Annotated in this window: 19 protein-coding genes; 15 read left to right on the top strand and 4 right to left on the bottom strand. The window is 58.3% G+C overall.

The features are described 5' to 3' along the window. Positions 1–42 precede the first annotated feature (42 nt). The gene (locus tag NBV64_RS05365) at positions 43–834 is read right to left on the bottom strand and encodes an inositol monophosphatase family protein (RefSeq protein WP_009457824.1); all 792 of its coding nucleotides are present in this window, start codon (positions 832–834) and stop codon (positions 43–45) included. A 108-nt stretch (positions 835–942) separates the two neighbouring features. On the opposite strand from NBV64_RS05365, the gene NBV64_RS05360 reads away from it, so the two are divergent. From NBV64_RS05360 to NBV64_RS05310, 11 genes are all read left to right on the top strand, one after another. After that, positions 943–1,791, top strand: a complete 849-nt coding sequence (locus NBV64_RS05360) for an RNA methyltransferase (protein ID WP_250756830.1) — start codon at positions 943–945, stop codon at positions 1,789–1,791. A 145-nt stretch (positions 1,792–1,936) separates the two neighbouring features. Next, entirely contained in the window at positions 1,937–2,707 is a 771-nt protein-coding gene (locus NBV64_RS05355) for an IclR family transcriptional regulator (protein WP_022983524.1), read from the top strand. 631 nt (positions 2,708–3,338) lie between these two features. Further along, positions 3,339–4,748, top strand: coding sequence for a short-chain fatty acid transporter (locus NBV64_RS05350; RefSeq protein WP_035270901.1), 1,410 nt, complete (start codon positions 3,339–3,341; stop codon positions 4,746–4,748). 9 nt (positions 4,749–4,757) lie between these two features. Next, entirely contained in the window at positions 4,758–6,038 is a 1,281-nt protein-coding gene (locus NBV64_RS05345) for an amidase (protein ID WP_250756829.1), read from the top strand. A 57-nt stretch (positions 6,039–6,095) separates the two neighbouring features. Next, positions 6,096–7,778, top strand: a complete 1,683-nt coding sequence (gene mdcA / locus NBV64_RS05340) for a malonate decarboxylase subunit alpha (protein WP_009457830.1) — start codon at positions 6,096–6,098, stop codon at positions 7,776–7,778. 34 nt (positions 7,779–7,812) lie between these two features. Continuing rightward, positions 7,813–8,163: a malonate decarboxylase acyl carrier protein gene (gene mdcC, locus NBV64_RS05335; protein WP_250756828.1), complete on the top strand. Its 351-nt coding sequence runs from the start codon at positions 7,813–7,815 to the stop codon at positions 8,161–8,163. Beyond that, on the top strand, positions 8,160–9,062 hold the full coding sequence (locus NBV64_RS05330) for a biotin-independent malonate decarboxylase subunit beta (protein ID WP_060185684.1): 903 nt from the start codon (positions 8,160–8,162) through the stop codon (positions 9,060–9,062). Before mdcC ends, NBV64_RS05330 begins: the two co-directional genes overlap by 4 nt. Next, complete coding sequence (gene mdcE / locus NBV64_RS05325) at positions 9,059–9,772, top strand: biotin-independent malonate decarboxylase subunit gamma (RefSeq protein WP_250756827.1); 714 nt, start codon at positions 9,059–9,061, stop codon at positions 9,770–9,772. The genes NBV64_RS05330 and mdcE overlap by 4 nt, the downstream gene beginning before the upstream one ends. Beyond that, positions 9,772–10,476: a malonate decarboxylase holo-[acyl-carrier-protein] synthase gene (gene mdcG / locus NBV64_RS05320; protein ID WP_009457835.1), complete on the top strand. Its 705-nt coding sequence runs from the start codon at positions 9,772–9,774 to the stop codon at positions 10,474–10,476. Before mdcE ends, mdcG begins: the two co-directional genes overlap by 1 nt. Beyond that, positions 10,466–11,428 carry a triphosphoribosyl-dephospho-CoA synthase gene (locus NBV64_RS05315; RefSeq protein ID WP_250756826.1) on the top strand — a complete coding sequence of 321 codons (963 nt, stop codon included), beginning with the start codon at positions 10,466–10,468 and terminating at the stop codon, positions 11,426–11,428. The genes mdcG and NBV64_RS05315 overlap by 11 nt, the downstream gene beginning before the upstream one ends. A 2-nt stretch (positions 11,429–11,430) precedes the next feature. Further along, entirely contained in the window at positions 11,431–12,360 is a 930-nt protein-coding gene (locus NBV64_RS05310; RefSeq protein ID WP_009457837.1) for an acyltransferase domain-containing protein, read from the top strand. 30 nt (positions 12,361–12,390) lie between these two features. Here the strand turns inward: NBV64_RS05310 and NBV64_RS05305 are convergent, their stop codons facing one another. From NBV64_RS05305 to NBV64_RS05295, 3 genes are all read right to left on the bottom strand, one after another. Next, positions 12,391–13,326 (bottom strand): LysR substrate-binding domain-containing protein, encoded by a 936-nt coding sequence (locus tag NBV64_RS05305; protein WP_250756825.1) that lies wholly within the window; start codon positions 13,324–13,326, stop codon positions 12,391–12,393. Between the two features lie 208 nt (positions 13,327–13,534). Beyond that, positions 13,535–14,347, bottom strand: coding sequence for a mechanosensitive ion channel family protein (locus tag NBV64_RS05300; RefSeq protein ID WP_031233007.1), 813 nt, complete (start codon positions 14,345–14,347; stop codon positions 13,535–13,537). 529 nt (positions 14,348–14,876) lie between these two features. Continuing rightward, entirely contained in the window at positions 14,877–15,485 is a 609-nt protein-coding gene (locus NBV64_RS05295) for a class I SAM-dependent DNA methyltransferase (RefSeq protein ID WP_250756824.1), read from the bottom strand. Positions 15,486–15,573: 88 nt separating this feature from the next. Between NBV64_RS05295 and NBV64_RS05290 the strand changes: the two genes are divergently transcribed. The 4 genes from NBV64_RS05290 to NBV64_RS05275 all read left to right on the top strand — a co-directional run bounded on the left by NBV64_RS05290 (position 15,574) and on the right by NBV64_RS05275 (position 20,203). Then, positions 15,574–16,572: an LLM class flavin-dependent oxidoreductase gene (locus NBV64_RS05290; protein ID WP_026484230.1), complete on the top strand. Its 999-nt coding sequence runs from the start codon at positions 15,574–15,576 to the stop codon at positions 16,570–16,572. Further along, positions 16,569–17,495 carry a LysR substrate-binding domain-containing protein gene (locus NBV64_RS05285; RefSeq protein WP_250756823.1) on the top strand — a complete coding sequence of 309 codons (927 nt, stop codon included), beginning with the start codon at positions 16,569–16,571 and terminating at the stop codon, positions 17,493–17,495. Before NBV64_RS05290 ends, NBV64_RS05285 begins: the two co-directional genes overlap by 4 nt. A 75-nt stretch (positions 17,496–17,570) precedes the next feature. Beyond that, the gene (locus NBV64_RS05280; protein ID WP_250756822.1) at positions 17,571–18,599 is read left to right on the top strand and encodes a Bug family tripartite tricarboxylate transporter substrate binding protein; all 1,029 of its coding nucleotides are present in this window, start codon (positions 17,571–17,573) and stop codon (positions 18,597–18,599) included. Continuing rightward, positions 18,596–20,203, top strand: a complete 1,608-nt coding sequence (locus tag NBV64_RS05275; RefSeq protein WP_009457854.1) for a gamma-glutamyltransferase family protein — start codon at positions 18,596–18,598, stop codon at positions 20,201–20,203. Before NBV64_RS05280 ends, NBV64_RS05275 begins: the two co-directional genes overlap by 4 nt. The last annotated feature ends 141 nt before the right edge of the window (positions 20,204–20,344 follow it).

Genomic DNA, 20,344 nt, shown 5'->3' with positions numbered 1-20,344 from the left:
TGTGATTAAAAGAACACCCCGGCAATGCCGGGGTCTAGGTTCTTAATCTTGCAGGTGCGACAGCATCTGAATAAAGATCTTCGGACTGGCGGCAATCACATTGCCAGTCTCTTTCCAGGTTTGTTCGCCTTCAAAGTCGCCCACCAGACCGCCGGCTTCGGTCACCAGCAAAGTGCCGGCAGCCAGATCCCAAGGTTGCAGATTGACGGCGCAGAAGCCATCCAGACGACCTGCAGCCACATAAGCCAGATCCAAAACCGTTGCACCCACGCGACGCACGGCAGCACATTCGGCCAGCATATCGGCAAATGGGGAGGTGGGTTTCACGCCTGCACCCGAATCCGGCACGTGTGCACCGATCAAGGCATCGTGGTAACGAGTCTGGCCCGACACACGAATACGACGGTCGTTCAGGAAGGCACCACCGCCACGGCTGGCCGTGAACATTTCATTGCGGTTAGTGTCGTAAATGACGGCATGGGCAGCCTGGCCACGGTGCATCAAGGCAATCGAAATTGCGTAGCACGGAAAGCCGTGGATAAAGTTGGTGGTGCCATCCAGAGGATCAATGACCCACTGGTATTCGGGAGTACCTTCGCCTGCGGGTTCCAGCGGTGGGCGCTCGCCCGTTTCCTCGCCGATAAAACCGTGGTCGGGGTAAGCTTCGCTCAATACTTCAATGATGGCTTCCTCTGCTGCGCGATCCACTTCCGTGACATAATCTTTAGGGCCTTTACGCGCAACCGACAGGTGCTGGAGGTCCAGACTGGCGCGAGAGATAATGGTGCCGGCACGGCGAGCCGCCTTGATGGCGGTATTGAGCATCGGGTGCATGGAAATTCCGTTTTTTTAACAATAATTGAGCCTGCCTGGCGTGCCCTGTTGCAGGGCAAAATCGCGTGAGCAGACACAGGAAGCGTAGCTTCAAAGTAGCTATTTTAAATGACTCAGACGCAAGCATCGGCATTTGATGATAATTTTCACCGGGTTCGCTTCATTATGGTGCAACCCAGCCACCCTGGAAACGTCGGCGCAGCAGCGCGAGCGATCAAAACCATGGGCTTTGGCGACTTATGCCTGGTCGACCCGCTAGACCCGGACGTTGCACAAAACCCTCAGGCAATCTCGCTGGCCAGCGGTGCCGTAGACGTTTTGGAGCAAGCAACTATTGTTCCCACTCTGGCGCATGCACTGGAACCGGTCACTCTGGCTTTTGCCCTGACGGCCCGCCCCCGCTATTTAGGACCGCCAGCCGCCGATATACGTCAGACTGCCGAACTGAGCCGTGAGCATCTGCGCCAGCACGCCGGAACCGTCGCCATTGTGCTGGGGACCGAACGCGTGGGCCTGACCAACGATCACATCAGCCAGTGCCAATACGTCTGCCATATTCCGGCCAATCCTGAATACAGTTCCCTGAATGTCGCCCAGGCTTTGCAACTGGCTGCCTGGGAATTGCGCTACGCGCTGCTGGCTGAAAGCGGTGCCAGCCTGCTGCCCCATACGGATGGCAAGGCAGACCCTGGCAAGGAGCTGGCTCCCCAAGCCAAAGTGCAAGCCTTGCTACAGCACTGGGAACAGGCCATTGAAAGCGTCAAGTTCCTCGACCCCAAACACCCCAAGAAGCTGGTGCCCCGCATGCAGCACCTGTTCGGGCGCGCCCAGCTTAGTTTGGACGAAGTGGATATGTTGCGCGGCCTGTGTACCGCCATGATCAAGACCGCCAAAACAGCGGGCCACCCCATCCCCGAACAACGTAAAGACGACTCGGCAGGCCCGGAACATCGCTAAAACCTGCGTTCAAACGCGCAACCCCTCTTGCCCGCTGCACCCAGCGGGCATTGTCTTTTATGAGCGATCACACAGTGGACACTTTCTTGGCTGGCGTATATTCTTACTGAGTTACTTTTTCGGTAAGCAATAGCTGTTTTCAAGCATGAACACTCCCGAGACCGTAGAACCGCAGGATCAGGCCGGGCCGCGCACCTTGCAACGCGGCCTGCTGGTGCTCAAGACTTTGCAGAATCATCAAGGCAAAGGGCTGAGCGTCACCGACCTGTCGCGCGCCACGCAATTACAGCGCCCCACCATCTACCGGCTGCTGGCCGCCCTGATCGATCACGGTCTGGTCCAGAACAGCAGCCATAGCCGTCGCTACAGCGCCACGCGCCAGGATCAGGGCCTGTTTGGACTGGACCCGCGTGTCACCATCATGCAGCCCATCATGCAAGAGCTGGCTCAACAGACTGGCGACGCGGTCTTTCTGGTGGGCCGCGATGGCGACGACTCTGTTAGCCTGTGGCGCGAAATTGGCCCCTACCCGGTACAGATTCTGGCCACTTATGTAGGCAAGCGTCAGCCTTTGGGCGTGGGTTCGGGTGGCATGGCCTATCTGGCCACACTTGGGGACGAAGCGATCGAGCAGATTATCGAACGCAATGCCAATCAGCTGGATCAGTACGGTGGCATGACTCAGCGCGAGATGCGCCAGTTGGTCACCAACACCCGTATCCGGGGCTACTCGGTTGTAGGCAACTACGCCGTACGCGGTGCTTTGGGTGTGGGCTGCGCGTTGTGCGATCACAAAGGCCGCCCCATTCTGGCCATGAGTGTCACGGCCATTACCGAGCGCATGCCTGCGCCACGGCAAAAAGAAATTGCCGGTTTGCTGCGCGACGCGCTGGATTCAGTCGCCGACAAGTTTTAAATCTGGGCGGATTTCTCCCCCTGAATGGTGTCGGGATCGTTAACACCCTCATCCGCACACAGCCTGCCCTGTGTGCTTTTTTACGTCTCGAAGTTCATTCCCTCTGTCTGCTTTTCCAATCAACGCAGGTGGCTCCTCCAGGCTCAGCCTGTCAAAAAAAGAGAAACTACGCTGGCTATAAGCCCAGTCCCTTCCCACGCCGCACTCCCCCAGGTTGGCGTATGAAAAAAAGCAGTTCCGTTTCAAACAGCGCCCTATCCGCAACTCAAACTGATCCTCTAATCAGTTCGTTTTAGCTAAATATCCCCATCTCCCGTAAAACAAGCGGCTTTATACCCAAAGCCGCGTGTCGCAGCATTCGCACGCCCTTTTCCCCTAGGGTTAACGCGTCATCGTTTCGCCGCGCGTAAATAAAACAACATTTGCTTTATTGATCCACGCACTAGCCTGTCGCTATCTTGTGGGCACAACGATAAGCCCCCTAAGGGGCACACCATAAAAAAGGAAGGCGAGATACAGGCAACAGTCATTACCGAGGAGTACGCGCTAGCGGGACTGTGTATCCAGCATCCACATCCATCAGCCGACCCACTAGCCAGGTCGGGGAGACAAAAACAAGGATAAGTTCATCATGAACACCACTGCTACCCTCTCGGCCAAACCCAGGCCAAACTTGCTGACCCGCTTTACCAATATCTGCGTGCGTTACGTAGAAAAGTGGATGCCGGACCCGTATCTGTTCGCCGTCATCCTGAGCTTGCTGGTTGTAGGACTGATTGCCCTGTTTGTCGATGGCGCCACCCCCGGAGGAATGGTGGATGCCTGGTATCGCGGGGTATGGGGCCCCAAAAGTATTTTCACCTTTGCCCTGCAAATGGTGCTGATTCTGGTGACGGGCTACACCCTGGCCGAAGCACCACCCTTGAAACGCGCCATCATCTGGTTGGCCTCCCGTGCCCGCACACAAGTTGAAGGTGCCCTGCTGTGCTTTGCCGTGGGCGCGATCTTCTGCCTGCTGAACTGGGGCCTGGGTCTGGTGGCCGGTGCCCTGGTTGCACGCCAGGTTGCCCGCCGTCTGCCCAATGTGCACTTTGGTTATCTGATTGCCTCGGGCTATATGGGTTACCTGCTCTGGACTCAAGGTCTGTCCAGCTCGATTGCCCTGGCCAATACTGATCCCAACAGCCCCATCAACGTCATCCATCAACTGACCAGCATGACGGTGCCGTTCAGCCTGACCATTTTCCAGCCCTATAGCTGGATTCCAGTTGTGGCCCTGATCATCCTGCTGTTTCTGACGATCTGGCGCATGGAGCCTGACTACGCCTTGCCGCCTGACCCCGCCGTCTTTGCTGACATTGAAAAAGACCTGCCCAAAACCAAGCCCAGCACCCCGGCTGAAAAGCTGGAAAACCTGTGGATTCTGAATGTGCTGTTCTTTGCCGCGGGTATGTACTACTTCGTGCGCAGCGGTTTTGCGCTGAACATCTCATCCATGATCATGCTGTTTACCGTCACCGGTGCCCTGCTGCACTGGACGCCTATCCGCTTTATCAAATCCTTTGTCGAGTCCGCCAAAACGGCAGGCCCGCTGATTCTGCAGTACCCGCTGTATGGCGGCATCATGGGCCTACTTGCCTATATCCCCATGGAGGGCGGTCGCGCCCTGGAAGAAATCCTGTCCTCCGCGCTGGTGACCGGGGCCAATGAATACACCCTGCCCTTCCTGACCTTTATCGCCTCCATCATCATCTCGCTGTTTGTTCCTTCCGGTGGCGGACACTGGGGTGTGCAAGGCCCCATCGCTGTGCAATCGGCCCTGGCCATTGGTCAGGACGGCCCTGCCTACCTGGGCCTGATGTCCATGGCCGTGGCCTTTGGCGAGGCGGTGGCCAATATGATCCAGCCCTTCTGGCTTTTGCCTGTGCTGGCCATTGCGCGCCTGAATGTACGACAAGTGATGGGCTTTACCGTGGTGGCCTTTCTGATTGGCACCGTCATTTTGACGATTGCTATTCTTATCGCACCTTTCACGATCTAAGGACGCGCCATGTCTGTGAATGATTTCGCTACCCGAAACAGGACATCCAGCCAGGAGGCAGCAGAGGCAGCAATTGCCCGCTACGAGCAAACCGAGGATCTGATTCAGGCCTTTGCCCATCTGGACAAGGAGCAGGTACGGCATGTCGCCCAAGAGCAGGAGAACAACACCGGCCCCTTGAAGGGGCTGGTCATCGGCATCAAGGATTTGATCAATACGGCGGACGCTCCAGCCACCTATGGTTCGCCCATTTATCGCGACAACCGCCCCACCCAGGACGCTGCCATTGTGCAGGCCCTGCGTGCGGCCGGTGCCGTGCCTTTTGGCAAAACCGTCACCACAGAATTTGCGCTGTTCAGCCCACCCAAGACACGCAACCCCTGGAATCTGGAGCACACGCCGGGCGGTTCGTCGTCCGGCTCGGCCGCTGCCGTGGCTGCCAATGTGGTGCCGGTAGCTTTGGGCACCCAGACAGCGGGGTCCGTGGTGCGCCCCGCCACGTTCTGCGGAATTTATGGCTTCAAACCCAGCTTCGGCGCCTTGCCCAGCAGCGGCCTGAAAACCATCAGCCCGTCTCTGGACACCTTGGGAATTTTGGGCCAGCGTCTGGAGGATGTTCGCCTTGTGTTCAACGCACTACGCAGCACGCCGGAAGTATCGCAAGTCCTGCAGCAAGCCCCTTTGCGCCTGAGCTTTTTGCACACACCCTGGTGGGAGGACATTGCCGAGGATTTGCGTGATCGGCTGGAAGCGACCGTAACTCACCTGAAAATGGATGACGGCCAGTTCGAAGTTCAGCTTAGCGACAGGGACAGTCTGTTTGGTGAACTGACCCATGCGCAGCAAGCCGTCATGGGGGCTGAAGTGCTGATCCATTTAAGCCATGAACGCCAGCAACATCTGGAACTGCTCTCGCCTGCTTTGCAGACTTATCTGGATAAATGCGCACAGACTCAACCTGCCGAACTGATTCAGGCTCAAGGCCTGATCAATCAGGTCAAGCGCCAACCCGAGCTGATCTTCGGCGACGCAGACCTGATCCTGAGCGCAGCCGCCTTGGGCGAGGCTCCCACACGCGACACGACGGGCGATCCCGTGCTGTGCCGCGCCTGGACGGCACTGGGCATTCCATGCATCAACTTGCCCATCGGCTTTGGTAGCCACGGGCTTCCTTTAGGACTGCAAGTGGCTGCCCGCCCTGGGCAAGATGACCTGCTACTGGAAGCGGCCACCCGCATTGCCCACCGCCTGGGCACATTAACTATCGCGCTGCCTGAACTCCGATCCTGAAGGGTCGGGCAGCTTACTCAACGGATCACATCGACAGAGGTAGGACAGGGAAACCCAATGACGGACAGCAACTGGAATCTTAAGAATCAAGCCCGCCAGCAAAGACTGCAACGTGCCAGCCGCGCACTGGGAGACTCTTTGCAAGGCAAGATATGCAGCACGGATAAAGCCAGCAGCTTGCTGGAAGCCGTATTACAAGTAGGAGATCGAGTATGTCTGGAAGGCAATAACCAGAAGCAGGCCGACTTTCTGGCCGACGCACTGGTGGGCGTCGACCCAGCGCAGATTCATGACCTGCACATGGTGCAATCCGTGCTGGCCTTGCCCCAGCACCTGGATGTGTTTGAAAAAGGCATTGCGAACCGCCTGGACTTCAGCTTTTCCGGCCCGCAAGGTGCGCGCCTGGCCAGGCTGGCCTCGGCAGGACGACTGAACATCGGTGCCATTCATACCTATCTGGAGTTGTTTGCCCGTTACTTTGTAGATTTGACCCCGAATGTCGCGCTCATCGCGGCCCAGGCCGCCGATGAGCACGGCAATCTGTACACCGGCCCCAATACCGAAGATACCCCGGCTATTGTGGAAGCCACTGCCTTTTCCGGCGGCATTGTCATCGCCCAGGTCAACGAGCTGGTCGACAGCAAGACCACTCGCCTGCCACGCGTGGACATTCCCGCCGACTGGGTGAACTTTGTCGTGCCCGCTCCCCGCCCGCACTTTATCGAACCGCTGTTTACCCGCGACCCAGCCCAGATCAGCGAAATCCAGGTCTTGATGGCCATGATGGCGATCAAGGGCATCTACGCGGAATACGGTGTGCAACGCCTGAACCACGGCATCGGTTTTGATACCGCCGCCATTGAATTGTTGCTGCCCACTTACGGCGAATCACTGGGCCTGAAAGGCAAGATTTGCCAGCACTGGGCCTTGAATCCGCATCCTGCCCTGATCCCGGCCATCGAAGCCGGTTGGGTGCAATCGGTGCACTCCTTCGGCTCCGAGCTGGGCATGGAAAACTATCTGCGCGCCCGCTCCGATGTGTTCTTCACCGGCCCGGATGGCAGCATGCGCAGCAACCGCGCGTTCTGTCAGGCGGCTGGCCACTACGCCTGTGACCTGTTCATCGGCTCCACCTTGCAGATCGACCTGCATGGCAATAGCTCCACCGCCACGCTGGGCCGTATTGCCGGTTTTGGTGGCGCACCCAATATGGGCGCGGATGCTCGCGGTCGTCGCCACGCCAGCCCCGCCTGGTTGAAAGCCGGGCAAGAGGCACGCCAAGGACGCCAAGGTGCAGCCGGTACGCCACGTGGTCAGAAGCTGGTGGTGCAGATTGTGGAAACCTTCCGCGAACACATGACGCCCGCCTTTGTGGACACCCTGGATGCCTGGACCCTGCAGGAGCAGACCGGCATGGATCTGCCGCCCATCATGGTGTACGGCGACGATGTCACTCACATCCTGACAGAAGAAGGCATCGCCAATCTCTTGCTGTGCCGTACCGACGAAGAGCGCGAACAAGCCATACGGGGCGTTGCCGGCTACACGCAAGTGGGCCTGGGCCGAGATGCCCGCATGGTGGAGAACCTGCGTGATCGCGGCATCATCCGTCGCCCTCAGGATCTGGGCATAGACCCACGCCAGGCCACCCGCAATTTATTGGCCGCACGCAGCATGCGGGATCTGGTTCAAGCCTCCGGCGGGCTGTATCAACCTCCGGCACGCTTCCGTAACTGGTAATGGCCCGCCACGCTATTTGCATTAGGAGATCACGATGACAAACATTCCTCACGGCCTGGAAACTCTGGCCTATAGCTTCAAAGGACAAGAGCCTATTGGCACCTTCCAGCCTGTGCTGGTGGGCGTGGTAGGTTCGGGCAATCTGGAAGTGCTGGCCGAGCCCAAGGAGAGCGCCGAATGCACCATCCATATTCATACCTCGGCACGTGGTTTCTCCACGATCTGGGATGCGGTGGTGCGGGACTTTCACCAGCGCCATCCGCTGGCCGGTATTCACTTTGACATTAACGATATGGGGGCCACCCCTGCCGTGGTCAGTCTGCGTCTGGACCAGGCCGCCAGCGAAGCCCTGGCACGCAGCCAAGCACAAGGAACACAGTCATGAGCAGTTATCTGGAGTGTTCTGCCCGCCAGCGCGTCCAGGCTCTGTTTGACGCCAACAGCTTTCACGAATGGCTGCCCCCTGCACAACGCTTGAGCAGCCCCCATCTGGCCCAGTTGGGAGTGCCTTCTTCCTTTGATGATGGCGTGGCTATCGGCCGTGCCTTGCTGGAGGGGCAGACCGTGTATGTGGCGGCGCAGGAAGGCGAATTCATGGGCGGTGGTGTGGGCGAAGTCCACGGCGCCAAGCTGGTGGGCCTGCTGCGTCGAGCCATGATCGACCGCCCTGCAGGCGTAGTGCTGCTGCTGGAGTCCGGTGGTGTGCGTCTGCACGAAGCTAACGCCGGTTTGATAGCCGTCTCGGAAGTGATGCGCGCCCTGCTGGACACGCGTAATGCCGGAGTGCCTGTAATTGCTTTGGTCGGCGGGCAAAACGGTTGCTTTGGGGGTATGGGCATTGTGGCCCGCTGCACCAACCACCTGATCATGAGCGACGTCGGCCGTCTGGCCATGTCCGGCCCGGAAGTGATTGAAGCCTCCCACGGAGTCGAAGAATACGACTCCAAGGACCGCGCTTTGGTCTGGCAAACCAGTGGCGGAAAACACCGATGGCTGACCGCCGATTGCGACGACCTTGTACCGGACACCGTGGCCGCTTTCCGCGCCGCTGCCGTACAAGGCTTGAAGAATCCAGCTCGTGGTCCCGTCACCCTGGAAGAGCTGGAACAGGAACATCAGCTGCTGGCACACCGCGCAGCCCTGCTGCCTGTGGAGCAATGGGACCAAACTGAAAATCAGGCCCAAGCCTTGTGGCAAGCACTGGGGCTGGAACAAAGTGATCAAGTCGGGCAGATGGATGCTGCAGCCGTCAAAGCATTACGCAGCCAGGAGGCGCTGTCATGAAATGGGAAACACTGGTGCAATCGCTGTTCGATACGCAGCACAGCATTAGCGAACAGGATTTGTTCTTGCAAGGCAATGCCGAGTTTGATGGTGAAACCTTGGCCGTGATCGGCACGACGGAACACGCCCCCATCGGCGTGTCCCTGGCCTTGACCCAGGCACAGGCCGTGCTGGACACCATCAAGAACCATCCTGGCCGTAGCCTGCTGCTTTTGGTCGATACCCAGGGCCAGCAACTGCGCCGCCGCGATGAGCTGCTGGGCATCAACCGCGCCATGGCTCACTTGGGTATGTGCCTGGATCTGGCCCGACGCAAAGGCCACAAGGTCATTGGGCTGGTGTACGACCAGGCCCTGTCCGGTGGCTTCATCACCTCCGGCCTGATTGCCAATGCCTGCTATGCCGTGCCCGAAGCCGAAATTCGCGTCATGCGCATTCCTGCCATGGCCCGCGTGACCAAGCTGCCCGAAGCCATGCTGGAAGAGCTGGCGCAGTCCAATCCGGTCTTTGCGCCCGGCGTAGGCAACTACGTGGCCATGGGAGGCATTCAGTCTGTCTGGGACAGCAGCTCGCCAGAGCAACTGCGTGCTTCCTTGCGGGCAGCACTGGCTCAATCCAATGATCAGGATCGCCGCGCCAGCGATGGTGCCGAACGTGGTGGCCGCCGCCTGGCTGCCCAGATCATTGAACAGGTCTTGCAGGCATCCTGATGAACGCCCAGCTGCCCGCTCGCCGTCACCACCTGATCACGCTGGACAACACAGCCTGGGATCAGGTGCTGACTGATCTGGAGCTGACCAGCCACGTCTGCCAGAGCCTGCATCAATGGCAGGCTCGAGGCTGGCCGCTGGTCGTCAGCCGTCAGCCAGGCGAACTGCATAGCGGACAGTTGCAAGTGGGCATTCCTTTACCGACCGATTGGGGGCGGCAACGTCTGTCCCTGATCGTTTCCCAAAACCAGAGCCTGTCTTGGGGCAGTTTTCCCCCCGCCCATGAAGCCCAAACCTTATTGCCAGCCTCCTTGGCGCAAGACTGGCTGAGCTTATGTCAGCGTATGCAAGCACATGGCTGCACGGCTCAGGTCTATGGCAGTTATGGCTGGGAGCTGATCACAGGACAGGGCTATGTGCGTGAAGGTTCAGACCTGGATTTGCTGCTACCCGTGCAGAGCGCCACGCAAGCAGATCGTCTGGTGGAGCTATTAAGTGCAATCAGCGAATTGTCCGGTTTGCCCCGCCTGGATGGCGAGCTGCTGTTCCCCGATGACGCCGCCATTGCCTGGCGTGAATGGCAGCAATGGCGCAGCGGTGCCAGCAGCAAAGTCATGATCAAACGCACTCATGGTGTACGTATTCAGGCGCACTCGGACTGGCCCGAGCACGCTCCTGCTCCGGAGTCCTCTCATGCTGCTTGATGCAATTGAAACCAGAACATTGGCGCATCGCCCCACTGCCGCCGACTTCATGGATCCATCTCGTTCCTGGAGTTGTGCGGCCATAGGCCGTGCGGCGGTTCTAGCGCTGTATGACGAGCTGATTCTGGCCCCCAAACCGGGGCTGGTTTCCTTGCTCGACAGCGGCAGCCATGACGATATGGATGCCAGCACTTTTTATCGCAGTCTGTTTGCCCTGCGCCATTATTTTTCTGACATGGCGGCTCTGGGCCAACAGCGTGTTCCATTCAGCCAGCTGCAAACTCGCGGGATTGCAGCGGAGGCTCGCATGCAGGCGGCAACCGGGGGCATCAATACCCACCGTGGCGCCATCTTCATGCTGGGTCTGTTGTGCGCAGCCGCAGGCGCTTGCCTACCTTTTCGCACCCTGACTCCCGCCACGATTCGGGACCAACTTCAAACATTATGGGGGGCGGCTTTACAGGCCCGCAGCCTGCAAGCTTCGTCCGCACTGCCGGGCGGACGGGCGGTACGCCGCTATGGCTTGCAAGGCGCGAACCAGGAAGCAGCCCAGGGCTTTCCCACCTTGTTTGAAACGGCCTGGCCCGCCTGGCAAGTCGCTGTCAAAACTTTGTCTCCGCACAGCACACCAGTGGCAGAAGAGCAGTTGCAAACCGTGGGTTTGCATACCTTTTTTTCTGTTATGGCGGTCCTTGACGATAGTAATCTGGCCCATCGTGGCGGACTGGAGGGGCTACACTACGCGCGCCACTGCGCCACACAATACTTGCAAGCAGGCAGTGCGTTCAGCCCCGATGCGGTGCAGCGCGCGCAAGCCTTGCATCAAGCCTTCATGAAACGTCGCCTGTCCCCCGGCGGCGCAGCCGACACCTTGTCGGCCTGCTGCTGGCTGGATCGCTTGCAAGCCTATGCACCCGGCAGTGCCAGCCAGCGTCGCCCTACTGGAGCCTGACTATGAAAATCGCCCTGCTGTTTTCCGGGCAAGGCATGCAATACGCAGACATGCTGCCCTGGATGAACCCGGCAAACCCCTCGCTGCTGCAAATGCAGGAACAGTTGCACGTTCCCGATTGGCGCGCTGCCATGCGCGATACCCGTTGGGCCAGCACCAATGCCCATGCCCAAGTTCTGCTGACAGCTTGCGCCTTGGCCGCTTGGCAGGAATTGCAGGAGCACGTCCCTGCTCTGCAAACCTCCAGGCGATCTTTGGTGGCCGTGGCGGGCTACAGCATTGGTGAACTGGCAGCCGCTTGTGTAGCGGGTGTGTTATATGCCAGCAATACCATCCAGCTCGCCGGACTAAGAGCCGCCTTGATGGATAAAGCCGGGGCCGGACAGGACAGCAGCATGCTGGCGATAAGTGGGGTTTCAATCCGAACGATTGAGCAATGGTGCCAAGCGCACGGCGCTGCCCTGGCGATACGCAATGGTCCTGATAGTGCTGTCTGTGCGGGACCACGTGACAAGCTTGCTGCCCTGGAAAAATTCGCTCAAGAACAAGGGGCACGTTGCACACCCCTGGCCGTGAATATTGCCTCCCATACCCATTGGATGAGCAGCGCGGCCCAGGCCTTTCAAGAGCAACTGAATCAAAGCGAACTGACTGCCCCAACCTTGCCTTGGCCCACCAATGCCGGTCTATGGGTGCATAACGCCACTACCGCTGCCCAGGCCTTATCAGCGCAGTTGATGCAAACTGTGCAATGGGACTCCTGCATGGAACAGATTGAAGAGCGACAGCCCAATGTGGTGCTGGAGATTGGTCCGGGCCGCAGTCTGGCGACCATGTGGAATCAACGCTATCCGGAGATTCCTGCGCGCAGTGTGGACGAGTTCCAAACCCTGGATGGCTTGCAGCGCTGGCTATCTCGCTGGGCTGGATAAACGCAAGACAGCGGCTTGCGCAGACCCGTATCAGCCCGACGTCGGCCCTTCTTTTTCCAACTGAGTACGCACGATCCGGCAGGCCCGTAACAAGCTCAACACATTCGGGCTGCGCTCGCGCGACTTCATGCACACCAGGCCGATACGCTGTGAATGTCGATACTTCTGCTCCAGGCTCAGCCACTGAATCTTGTCAGAAAAAACCGCTTTGGCTCGCGCAGGTAAAAGGGAGCATCCCACACCACCACTAACCAGACTCATCAAGGAAAAGATGTCTCCGGTGCGCATCACAATATCGGCATCAAACCCGGCTTTGGCCAACATGCGCTGCATGTCCCGCCCCGTTGCAAAATCATCGGTCAGCGACACAAAACGTTCCTTGGAACAACGCTCCAGATCCACCACGGACGAGTCCGATCCTTGCCAATCCATGGGAGCAGCAAACATCAGCTCATCATCAAAAATGGGCAGCACTTCCAGATCATCCGGTTGCTCCTGTGGCAACTCGATCAGGGCTGCGTCAATATGACCGCCCCGCAACTTTTGCAACAGCTTCTCGTTGGAGTCCAGCACCAGATCAATCTGCAATAAAGGCTTGTGAACCTTCAGCTCTACCAAAAGGCGCGGCACCAAACGTATCGTCAGCGAGTACATGGAACCTATGCGCAACTGATCCGACGAATACCCCCCGGCTTCGCGGGCAGCATCAATGCCGTGCTGCAAGGTGCGTATGGTTTCCTTGGCCGCTTCGGCCAGCTCGCGCGCCGACTCCTGTGGCACCAGATTGCGGCCCTCCTGCAAGAACAGCGGGCAGCGCAACCCTTCCTCCAGGCTTTTCAAGGCCCGATGCACGCTCACCGCACTGGTGCCCAATTGTTCAGCGGCACGGGCAATCGTGCCAGCTTCCAGAAAAGCCAGCAGAACTTCCAAGCGTCGTACCGTGATTTTTTCGTCGATCAGAAACATCGTGAGGGCAGGTGGAAAAACAGCGCCAGAGCAAAGAGTACAGTATGGGAGAAGCCCGCAGTAAGACCAATGCAGGCTAACCCGAAAAAAATGCCCCAAGCCGCTAAAAGCAAGGCTTGGGGCATTCCCATGTCAGGTCAGAACAGCACGGGCTTGAACCCGGCAAAATCGTATTCAGGATCTGGAAATCAGGCCCTGAACCCAAGGCTTAAGCAGCCTTTTTCTCGCCACCCGTTTGCACGATTTCACGTACTGGAACGGGCGTCTGCAAACCAGCCTGATTCAGCACTTGGACCGCACGGCGGAACAGATCAAAACGGGCATCCCAGAAGTCAGCAGCATTGATCCACGCACGCAGATTGACGGTGATTACGCTGTCCTTGTACTCCATGACCATGACCAAAGGAGCCGGGTCTTTCAGCACCTGAGGATGTTCATTGAGCAGGTCTTGCAGCAGCTTGATGGCCAGGTCCAGATCATCGCCATAACGTACGCCCACCCCGAAGTCCAAACGACGAGTGGTGTTACGGCTGTAGTTGATGATAGGGTTGCCCCAGATCAGGCTGTTGGGCAGCGTGAATTGAATGCCATCCACTTGCTCAAAGCGGGTCAGGAACAAACCCACTTCCTGCACAGTGCCGTCACCTTTACCAACAACCGACACAAACTCGCCCGCACGCAAAGGACGCAGCATCAGCAACATGATGCCGGCGGCGATATTTTGCAGTGTGTTCTGCAAGGCCAAGCCCACCGCCAAACCGGCGGCACCCAGTACCGCGATAATGCTGGCGGTCTGCACACCAAAACGGGCCAACACGGCAATCAGCACAAAGATGCGGATTGTCCAGACCGTTACGGACTGGGCCATGGGTACAATCGTCGGATCCACTCGGGGGGAACGGGCCGCCATCCGCTTGATGGCACGACCAGCGACGGACGATAGCCACCAGCCAATAATCAGAATCAACAAAGCGATCACGACGTTGAGCGCAATCGCGACAACGGCTGGAAACTCTGTCATCCAGGCTTGCAATTTTTCCACGTTTCAATCTCCTCAATTAAAAGGCAAAGCACCGAAGGGACTGGCCGCCAAGGGTAAACATTGCTAGTGCGCATCATAGCCTTGGGACGGGTCTGAACCCAAGTTGAGCAAGCCCACCATCTTATCCCCGAAAACTGTGGATAGCTCATAGGAAAAACTGGGCAAATCAGAAAAACCTTCCGTAGTATCAGCCACTTGAAAACCACGAACAGAAAACATCCAAATCCGGAAACAGACGCCAGCTTATCCCCATAAAATGTGGACAAGTCACAGGATAAACCGTGAATCACTGCACTTATCCCCGTGCAATCAAGCACTTAGAAATGGCGAGCAGAGAATCGACAATTCTTTACCATTTTTTTCCTCGGGCAAGCCTTTGCTTGTTGAAAACCGGCTTATCCACAAAAGATGTGCATAAAAATAGGGAAAACCCCTGTATTAGCAAAAAATAGGCTTATAAAACAATCACCTAAGTAGCCAGGTCAGGGATTCACCATTTTGCACCTGTTCAAGCCGGTACGCGCCACAGGGAAGCCAGCCAATGCTGCTCCTGCGGCGGCCTGTCTGTGGGGCGATAAAAGTGATCGATATACTCAAAGCCCGCTTGCTCCAGACGCTCTGACCACTGCTCCCAACTGTAGTAACAACCATAGCGCTGACCATTCCAGCCTTCTTGCCCCTGACCACGCGGATTGGAGGAGAACAGCACGCCGCCCGGTCGCAGACTGTGTCGCAAAGCAGTCAAAACCGCAGGCAGCTCCGCGCTGGGTATATGGAATAGAACCGCATTGGCAAACACGCCATCAAAAGCCGCAGCGGGCAAATTCAAATCCAGAAAGTCCTGATGCAGCACCGGCAAGCCAGTTTGCTGACGAGCCATCTCCACAAAAACCGCACAGCCATCCAGCCCCACCGGACGATGGCCCATGGCCTGAAACGCGACCAGATCCCGCCCCGGTCCACAGCCCAGATCCAGAATATCCACGGGCCCCGGCAAGCCGATGGCCGCCAGCAAAGCATCACGATTCTGGCTGACATCATGGTCCCACGTGCCGTCCCGATAAGCCTGCGCATGGTCCTGGTAATGATTGACGGTGCGACGACTGGTTTCTTTCATCTGAACATCCTTGCCTATGCTATGGGTTTACTTGACGCTGCCTAACGATGGATCGACTATATCCTGAGTCCAATTTGAATCTGATGCCATGAAACCAAGCTATCCGCTCTCCGTCCTAGACCTGTCCCCTATTGTTCAGGGCTCCACACCGGCCCAGTCCTTTCGCTGTTCGGCGGACATTGCCCGTCATGCCGAGCAGTGGGGCTATCACCGTTACTGGCTGGCCGAACACCACGGCATGCCCGGTATTGCCAGTGCTGCCACTTCAGTTCTGATCGGGCACATTGCCGGTCAAACCAGCCGCATTCGTGTGGGCGCGGGCGGCATCATGTTGCCCAACCATTCCCCTTTGGTGATTGCTGAGCAGTTTGGAACGCTGGCCTCCCTGTACCCCGGCCGTATTGACTTGGGCCTGGGTCGTGCCCCTGGCTCCGACCCCGAAACCGCCCGCGCCTTGCGCCGCAATCTGAACAGCGACCCCGACCAGTTTCCGCGCGACGTGCTGGAACTGATGGACTATATGTCCGACGAGCCGCGCAACCGCATCATGGCCGTGCCCGGTCGCGGACTGAATGTGCCGGTCTGGATTCTGGGCTCCAGCCTGTTTGGTGCTCAACTGGCCGCCGCCTTGGGCTTGCCCTACGCCTTTGCTTCGCATTTTGCACCTGCTCAATTGATGGACGCTATTGAGGTTTACCGCCGTCAGTTCCAGCCTTCCGTGCATCTGGAAAAACCGTATGTCATGCTGGGCTACAACGTCTTTGCCGCCGACACGGAAGACGAAGCCAAGCTGCTGGCCTCCTCCTGGCAACAGTCTTTTGTGAACCTGCGCAGTGGTCGTCCAGGCCAGTTGCCACCCCCCGTGCGTGATTACTACGAGCAATGCAGCCCACCGGCCCAGCATCTGCTGGACTCCTTGCTCAGCTGTACGGCCATTGGCAATCCGGAACAAGTGCTTGAGCAGATGAAAGGCTTCATTCAACTGACCGGCGCCAACGAACTGATGCTGAACGCCAATATCTTTGACCATAACAAGCGCTTGCGCTCCTACGAGATTGCCGCCGAGCTGCGCGGCAGTCTGGTATGAACCCACGCCATCTTCAGGAGACCGCACTGCGCTACTTCCAGGAAGTAGCGCGTTGTGGCTCTATCTCGCAGGCGGCCTGCAATCTGCATGTGGCCACATCGGCCATCAGCCGCCAGATCAGCGGACTGGAAGAAAACCTGGGTATGGCCTTGTTCGAGCGCCATGCCCGTGGCATGAACCTGACCGCTGCGGGAGAGCTGCTGCTGGCCCATGCTCGTCGCAGCGCCATGGATGCCGAGCGAACCTTGCACGATATTGCCACCTTGCAAGGGCTGCAAACCGGCCTGATACGCATCGCCTCCTCTGAAGGTTTGGCCGCCCAGCTACTGCCGCAATGCATTGCACAGTTTCGTGAAAAGCATCAGGGCATACGTTTTCAACTGGACGTACTGCCGCCACACCGCATCACCATGCTGCTGCTAAGCGGCCAGATTGATATAGGCATCAAATTCACCCAGACGGCTGAAAAAGACATCAAGACCTTGTTCCGCCGCGATGCGCCCGTCATGGCTCTGGCGGTTCCCGGCCACCCGGTAACCCGTACCGAACGCATCAGCCTGAAAAGCCTTCTGGCACACCCCCTGGCCTTGCCCGGCCCCGACACCACCGTGCGGCAAATGATGGATGTGGCCTGCAGCGCACAGAACCTGAGTCTGGACCCGGTATTCAGCAGCAATCACATGCAGTCTCTGCATCAATTTGCCTTGTCCGGCGCAGGCGTGACGGTGTCGGCCTTGCTCTCGGCTCGTCACCTGATTGAGCAAGGTTTGCTGCAAGCCAGTTTCATTCATGAACGCGGCCTGTTGAACCGCCAAATTGAAGTGCAGGCCCTGGCTGGCCGCCGCTTGCCCTCTATTGTTCGCCGCTTTCTGGACGAGTTGCTGCCACAGCTTGAGGTCGACCCTCTAGCCTTGCCAAAATAGCAACACTGACCTGCTTATTTGTTGCTGGTTCGGCATCATCGCCTTTCCTATCATCTCTTGATTGAGGAGATAGCCATGACAAGACCCAGCAACGCCGCAAGCAACGCGCAGCCCCCATCGACCCGTCGCCCCTGGCGGCGTCTTGCCCAAACCTTATTAGGTGCTGTTCTGGCCGTCAGCAGCGTGGCGGCCCATGCCAGCGATTGGCCTGATCGTCCCATTCGCCTGATCGTACCCTTCCCCACTGGCGGTGCCACCGACGTCATCAGCCGCCTGATTGCCGAAAGCGCGGCCAAAGCGATGAACGCCAACATCATTGTGGACAACCGCACGGGCGCGGGCGGCACAATTGGTTCAGGCGAAGTCGCTCGCAGCAAGCCCGATGGCTACACCCTCCTGTTCACCACCAGCAGCACCCACGCGATTGCTCCGCACCTGTACAAGTCCCTGCCCTACGATGCAGAAAAAGACTTCACCCCTATCGCTCACTTGGGCGATGCCGCCAGCGTCCTGCTGGTGAACCCGTCCGTACCCGTACAAACGCTGCCAGAGCTGATTGACTACGCTCGCGCCCATCCTGATGAGTTGAACTACGCCAGCAGTGGCAATGGCACCATCGTGCACCTGGGCACCGAAGCCTTTTTGAATCAGGCCAATATCGTCATGTCCCACGTTCCATACCGCGGAACCGGTCAGGCCATTAACGATATGCTGGGCGGCTCCATTCATGTTTTACTGGACGCCATCCCCACCGGGATGCCCTATGTGAACAGCGGCCAGTTGCGCGCCCTGGCGGTAACCGGCCAGCAGCGCTCGCCGCTGGCACCCGATTTGCCCACCTTTCAGGAGTCCGGCCTGCCGGGCTATGAGTCGGTGACCTGGTTTGGCCTGTACGCCCCCGCAGGCTTGCCCGACGAAATTCGTGACAAGGCTTATGAGGCTTTTTCACATGCCGTTCAGGACCCCAAAGTACGCTCGCGCCTGCAAACATTGGGCGTGGACCAACCCCGCAGCACCAGCCGAGAAGAGTTTATCTCTCTGGTCCGCGAGGACAGCGCACGCTGGCAAGGCCTGATCCAACTGACTGGAATACAGATTCAATGAACAAGACTGACACCTGTCTGGACTGGAACAACCCCTACCCGTCCGCCCGCTCTGCGGTACTTGGCCAGAACATGGTCAGCACCTCCCACCCCTTGGCCGCGCAAGCGGGCCTGCGCATGTTGCAGGCTGGTGGCAATGCCGTCGATGCCGCCCTGGCGGCCGCCATCACACTGACTGTGGTCGAACCCACGGGTTGCGGGATAGGCAGTGATGCCTTTGCCATCGTCTGGGACGGCAAAGAACTGCATGGCTTGAACGCCTCCGGGCGCTCTCCCCGTGGCTGGTCGCCGGATCGTTTCAAAGGTCACGATGCCATCCCCGACAAGGGTTGGGAAAGTGTCTCCGTTCCCGGTGCGGTCTCTGCCTGGGCCGAGCTATCCAGCAAGCTGGGCCGTCTGAGTCTGGAGCAAGTGGCCGCCCCCGCGATTCATTACGCCCGAGAAGGCTTCCCGGTCTCGCCCGTAATCGCGCGCTTGTGGGAGCTAGGCCGTCAGCGTCTGGGCGATCAACCCGGTTTTGCCGAAGCCTTTTTACGTGATGGCAAAGCCCCTGTCGCTGGCCAGTGGTATCAGAACCAGGACCAGGCCAATACGCTGGAACGCATTGCGGCCACCCAGGGTCAGGACTTCTACACCGGCGAGCTGGCCAAACGCATTGCCGACTTCTCCCGCCAGCATGGCGGCGCCATGGACGAGCAGGATCTGGCCGAGCACCGCGCGAACTGGTGCGGCACCATCAGCCATCCTTTTGCCCAGTCCGTGATTCACGAAATCCCGCCCAATGGACAAGGTCTGGCGGCCTTGATGGCCTTGGGCATCATGGAACAAGCTGGTGTGGGCCAGCAGCCGCTGGACCATATCGACACGGTGCATTTGAGCATTGAAGCCATGAAGCTGGCTTTTGCCGATCTGTACGAGCACCACGCAGATCTGGAGCACATGATTCATCATCCCGAGCATTTGCTGGACCCGGCCTATCTGCGCGAGCGCGCCGCCCTGATTCAGATGGACAAGGCAGGCGACCCCAAGCACGGCCTGCCTGGCCCCTCCGGCACGGTCTATGTCACCGCCGCCGACTCCAGCGGCATGATGGTGTCCCTGATCCAGTCCAACTACATGGGTTTTGGTTCCGGCGTGGTCGTTCCCGGCACCGGCATCAGCATGCAGAACCGTGGTCATGGCTTTACCCTGCGCCCCGGTCATGTGAATGAAGTGGCCGGTGGCAAGCGCCCTTCGCACACCATTATTCCGGCCTTTGCCATGAATGCCGATGGCACCCCTCAAATGTCTTTTGGTGTGATGGGTGGCCCATTCCAGTCGCAAGGCCATATGCAAATGGCACTGCGTGTTCTGCTGTACGGTCAGAACCCGCAGGCCGCTGCCGATGCCCCACGCTGGCGCGTGACGGGTGGCCGTGGGGTGGCAGTAGAACCCACTTTCGATCCGGCGCTGGTTCAGGCCTTGCGCGAGCGCGGTCATGAAGTCGTCGTTGAACCCGGCAGCGGTGTGTTCGCCTTTGGCGGTGCACAACTGATTCTGCGTCAGGGCAATCATTACGTGGGCGGCTCCGACCCACGTAAAGATGGTCAGGTGGTGGCTTACTAGTTAGTAACACCCTCCACCCCCTAGGGCTGACTATACGTCAGCCCTATCTAATTAAAGGTTATCAAGTGAACAGATAACAGCTAAAAATCTAATATTTCCCACGCCTTCTCGAATGCAAAAAAAATAATTTTAATTACAATA

Source organism: Alcaligenes sp. DN25, from assembly GCF_023674485.1.
Lineage (GTDB): Bacteria > Pseudomonadota > Gammaproteobacteria > Burkholderiales > Burkholderiaceae_B > Alcaligenes > Alcaligenes phenolicus.
Note: the sequence above shows the minus strand (reverse complement) of the source record. Positions and strands in the feature narration are given on the sequence as shown.

Excerpts from the sequence above, each read along its gene's own strand:
- mdcG (WP_009457835.1), top strand. The coding sequence starts at position 9,772 with ATGAACGCCCAGCTGCCCGCTCGCCGTCACCACCTGATCACGCTGGAC.
- NBV64_RS05330 (WP_060185684.1), top strand. The coding sequence starts at position 8,160 with ATGAGCAGTTATCTGGAGTGTTCTGCCCGCCAGCGCGTCCAGGCTCTG.
- NBV64_RS05295 (WP_250756824.1), bottom strand. The coding sequence starts at position 15,485 with ATGAAAGAAACCAGTCGTCGCACCGTCAATCATTACCAGGACCATGCG.
- NBV64_RS05365 (WP_009457824.1), bottom strand. The coding sequence starts at position 834 with ATGCACCCGATGCTCAATACCGCCATCAAGGCGGCTCGCCGTGCCGGC.
- NBV64_RS05345 (WP_250756829.1), top strand. The coding sequence starts at position 4,758 with ATGTCTGTGAATGATTTCGCTACCCGAAACAGGACATCCAGCCAGGAG.
- mdcE (WP_250756827.1), top strand. The coding sequence starts at position 9,059 with ATGAAATGGGAAACACTGGTGCAATCGCTGTTCGATACGCAGCACAGC.
- NBV64_RS05355 (WP_022983524.1), top strand. The coding sequence starts at position 1,937 with ATGAACACTCCCGAGACCGTAGAACCGCAGGATCAGGCCGGGCCGCGC.
- NBV64_RS05280 (WP_250756822.1), top strand. The coding sequence starts at position 17,571 with ATGACAAGACCCAGCAACGCCGCAAGCAACGCGCAGCCCCCATCGACC.
- NBV64_RS05290 (WP_026484230.1), top strand. The coding sequence starts at position 15,574 with ATGAAACCAAGCTATCCGCTCTCCGTCCTAGACCTGTCCCCTATTGTT.
- NBV64_RS05350 (WP_035270901.1), top strand. The coding sequence starts at position 3,339 with ATGAACACCACTGCTACCCTCTCGGCCAAACCCAGGCCAAACTTGCTG.
- NBV64_RS05305 (WP_250756825.1), bottom strand. The coding sequence starts at position 13,326 with ATGTTTCTGATCGACGAAAAAATCACGGTACGACGCTTGGAAGTTCTG.
- mdcA (WP_009457830.1), top strand. The coding sequence starts at position 6,096 with ATGACGGACAGCAACTGGAATCTTAAGAATCAAGCCCGCCAGCAAAGA.
- mdcC (WP_250756828.1), top strand. The coding sequence starts at position 7,813 with ATGACAAACATTCCTCACGGCCTGGAAACTCTGGCCTATAGCTTCAAA.
- NBV64_RS05300 (WP_031233007.1), bottom strand. The coding sequence starts at position 14,347 with ATGACAGAGTTTCCAGCCGTTGTCGCGATTGCGCTCAACGTCGTGATC.
- NBV64_RS05315 (WP_250756826.1), top strand. The coding sequence starts at position 10,466 with ATGCTGCTTGATGCAATTGAAACCAGAACATTGGCGCATCGCCCCACT.
- NBV64_RS05285 (WP_250756823.1), top strand. The coding sequence starts at position 16,569 with ATGAACCCACGCCATCTTCAGGAGACCGCACTGCGCTACTTCCAGGAA.
- NBV64_RS05275 (WP_009457854.1), top strand. The coding sequence starts at position 18,596 with ATGAACAAGACTGACACCTGTCTGGACTGGAACAACCCCTACCCGTCC.
- NBV64_RS05360 (WP_250756830.1), top strand. The coding sequence starts at position 943 with ATGACTCAGACGCAAGCATCGGCATTTGATGATAATTTTCACCGGGTT.
- NBV64_RS05310 (WP_009457837.1), top strand. The coding sequence starts at position 11,431 with ATGAAAATCGCCCTGCTGTTTTCCGGGCAAGGCATGCAATACGCAGAC.